Source organism: Flavicella sp., from assembly GCF_029238425.1.
In the GTDB taxonomy this organism is placed as follows: Bacteria; Bacteroidota; Bacteroidia; order Flavobacteriales; family Flavobacteriaceae; genus Flavicella.
Window position 1 is genome coordinate 1 of sequence record NZ_JAQWGB010000147.1, and the last position, 3,039, is coordinate 3,039.

4 protein-coding genes are annotated in these 3,039 nt (G+C 34.9%); 2 read left to right on the forward strand and 2 right to left on the reverse strand.

Annotated features, from left to right (window positions below; translation table 11 throughout):
* Both cobT and P8H68_RS10525 read right to left on the reverse strand, forming a co-directional pair.
* On the reverse strand, nt 1–1,013 hold a 1,013-nt coding region (gene cobT / locus P8H68_RS10520; protein WP_300324634.1), incomplete at its 3' end, for a nicotinate-nucleotide--dimethylbenzimidazole phosphoribosyltransferase.
* A 5-nt stretch (nt 1,014–1,018) separates the two neighbouring features.
* Complete coding sequence (locus P8H68_RS10525) at nt 1,019–1,522, reverse strand: bifunctional adenosylcobinamide kinase/adenosylcobinamide-phosphate guanylyltransferase (RefSeq protein WP_300324636.1); 504 nt, start codon at nt 1,520–1,522, stop codon at nt 1,019–1,021.
* Between the two features lie 110 nt (nt 1,523–1,632).
* Between P8H68_RS10525 and P8H68_RS10530 the strand changes: the two genes are divergently transcribed.
* Together P8H68_RS10530 and P8H68_RS10535 are read left to right on the forward strand one after the other, a co-directional pair.
* A complete protein-coding gene (locus tag P8H68_RS10530; RefSeq protein WP_300324639.1) occupies nt 1,633–2,079 on the forward strand; it encodes a GNAT family N-acetyltransferase in 447 nt (148 codons plus the stop codon).
* Nucleotides 2,080–2,087: 8 nt separating this feature from the next.
* A complete protein-coding gene (locus tag P8H68_RS10535; protein ID WP_300324642.1) occupies nt 2,088–3,026 on the forward strand; it encodes an ABC transporter substrate-binding protein in 939 nt (312 codons plus the stop codon).
* Nucleotides 3,027–3,039: the final 13 nt, after the last annotated feature.

Consider the following 3,039-nt stretch of genomic DNA (forward strand, 5'->3'; position numbering starts at 1 on the left):
CTTTCGAAGGAAGCCATTTTATTAATAAATGCAACAGCAGCTTTCAAGGTTGGGACAGCCAATGCCGCTCCCGTTCCTTCTCCTAATCTTAACCCGAAATTGAGTAAAGGTTTTGCGTTTATAGATTCTAACATTTTTTCATGTCCTTTTTCTCCAGAGGTATGCGAGAAAATACAATAATCTAGTACGTTTTTATTGATTTCACTTGCTGCCAACAATGCACTTGTGGTGATAAATCCATCTACAAGGATAGTCATTTGAAGTTTCGCTGCTTGTAGAAAAGCACCTGTCATCATTGCTATTTCATAGCCACCAAAAGCAGCTAAAATTTCAATAGCTAATGTCGCATTCGCATGAATTCTTTGTGCTTTTTTAAGAATATCAACTTTTGTTTTAACACCTTCTTCAGTATGCCCCGTTCCTTTTCCAGTACAATCTTCAATAGGAGCATTTGCAAACGAACTCATAAGCAAGGACGCAGAAGAGGTGTTTCCGATTCCCATTTCTCCAAAACCAATGGTATTGCATCCTGTAGAAAATATTTTTGTTACGATATCTGCCCCTTTTTTCAGAGCTTTTTCACAATCTTGAATAGACATGGCCGCTTCTTTTGTGTAATCTTTTGTAGAAGGGTTTATTTTGGCATGGATCAAATTAGGGTTGTTTTCAAAGTCAAAATTGACTCCACTGTCTACCACTTTTAAATCAATCTCATTTAATTCTGAAAACACATTGATAGCAGCTCCTCCTTGTAAAAAGTTCAACACCATTTGTGCGGTAACTTCTTGAGGAAATGGACTAACGGGGTGATTTTGTACCACTCCATGATCCCCAGCAAATATAACGATTGTGGGTTTGGATATTGTAGGAGTTAATGTGTTTTGGATCAAAGATATTTGGGTTCCAATATTTTCTAAAACACCTAAAGATCCGACAGGTTTTGTTTTGAAATTAATTTTATGTTGGATCTCTTTTTCTAAAGAGGTATCTATTTTTTTTATATCGAATTTCATCTGTCTTATTTTAAATGTAAAGGTAATCCAGAAACCATAAAAGTTGCCTTGTCAGCAACTTTTGCAATCGCTTGATTGGTCCAACCTTGTAATTCTGTAAATTTTCTACCGGATTCATGTTCAGAATGTATTCCCATTCCAATCTCATTTGAAATGATGATGATGGTGGCATCAAGCTCTTGAAGTTTCTTTATTTCTTCTTTTGCCAAACCTAAAGATTTCTCTACATCATATTTAGTATCAACAAAAAAGTTTGTCAACCATAAAGTAACACAATCAATTACAACCACTGATTTTTGAGGAATTACCGTACTTAAAAATTTTTCTTCTTCAAGAGTAGTCCAGCGTTCATCCCTGTCGGAAACGTGTCGATCTACTCTTTTTTGAAAGTCTTTGTCCCAGATTCTTGAAGTCGCTAAATAGTAAGGAGCAGAGGATAAATCTTCTGCTAGTTTTTGAGCATAAGAACTCTTACCTGACCGTTCACCTCCTGAAATATAATAGATCATTTTGATTTTTTTTGAGCTGCAAAGATTGATAGATTTTTAGAATATTTTTAAAAATGTTATGATTATCTTTAAAAGAAGTTAATTTCGCAGTTAGAACTAGCAACGTTTCTATGATCGAATTTCAAATAAAACATTTCAAGGATTTTTCTGTAGATGAACTTTATAAAGTACTTCATTTACGAGCCGATGTATTTGTTGTAGAGCAAGATTCTGCCTATTTGGATGTAGATTTTAAAGATCAAAAGTCGCTACATATCGTTGGTTATGTTAAAAATGAATTGGTTGCCTATGCTAGGATTTTTAAAAGTAAAGATTGCTACGATTTAGCCAGTATAGGAAGGGTGGTAGTAGCAAAAAAATATAGAAAATATGATTATGGAAATCAATTGGTGTCCTTTTCTATAAAAAGTATTGAAAAAAAATTCAACGAGTTTGATATCCATATTTCTGCACAATTATATCTAAAGAAATTTTATGAATCTCACGGTTTTATGGCTGTTGGTGAGGAATATTTAGAAGATACCATACCGCATATTGCTATGGAGATTAAAAAATAATATCAAAAATGAAAGTATCCTCTTTTTTACCCGCAATTACCCAAATGATTTACGATATGGGTTTACAAGATGTTTTGGATGGAATTACCTTTGAGTGTCCTGCAAAAGCATTGGAAGAAAAAACACGCGTGGTTCGATGCGTGATGGAGGGCAAGAATTATACAAGTGATGAAATAAATACACTGTTTTCAAATAGTAAGAAGACTGGGGAGAGTTTGTATTTTGTGGATGAAGAAGCACTTGCTAAAATTGCACCTGATGTAATTTTTACCCAAGATGTTTGTGAGGTTTGCCAAATAGATACAAAATGTACGGCGGCGGCAGTTGCAAATTTGGAGAAAGAACCAGTGTTGATCCCCATCAATCCAGGATCGTTACAAGATGTGTTGGATTCTGTAATCACCATCGCATCAGCCATGGGTAAAAAAGAAGTTGGGGTAGCGCATGTAAAAGAATTAGAAAGTAGAATAGACAAGGTGATTGATGTGCAAAGAGAGAATCGATTGCTTCAAAAATCTGTGATGCTACTAGAGTGGATAGATCCATTGTTTAATTGTGGACATTGGATTCCTCATCAAATAGGATGTGCAGGAGGTGTGGATCTTTTATCACATCCTTCTGGGGACAGTATTGTTGTGGATTGGGATAAAATTGTAAAATACGATCCTGAGGTTTTGGTCATAGCACCTTGTGGGTATACTACAGAAACTACTTTAAAAGATATGCCATTTTTAACGGAACGTCCTGAATGGAATTCCTTAAGAGCAGTAAAAAATAATGCTGTGTATCTTGCCGATTTTGATATGTTCACACAGCCTTCTGCAAGTACTTTGGTCAACGGAATCGAAGTGTTGGCAAAAATTATCCATCCAGATTATTATGAGGTATCAGAGGAGTTGATATCAAAATTTTCAAATTTTTCTACGACTCTAGAAGAAACAAAGTAAAATATTCTTTTTC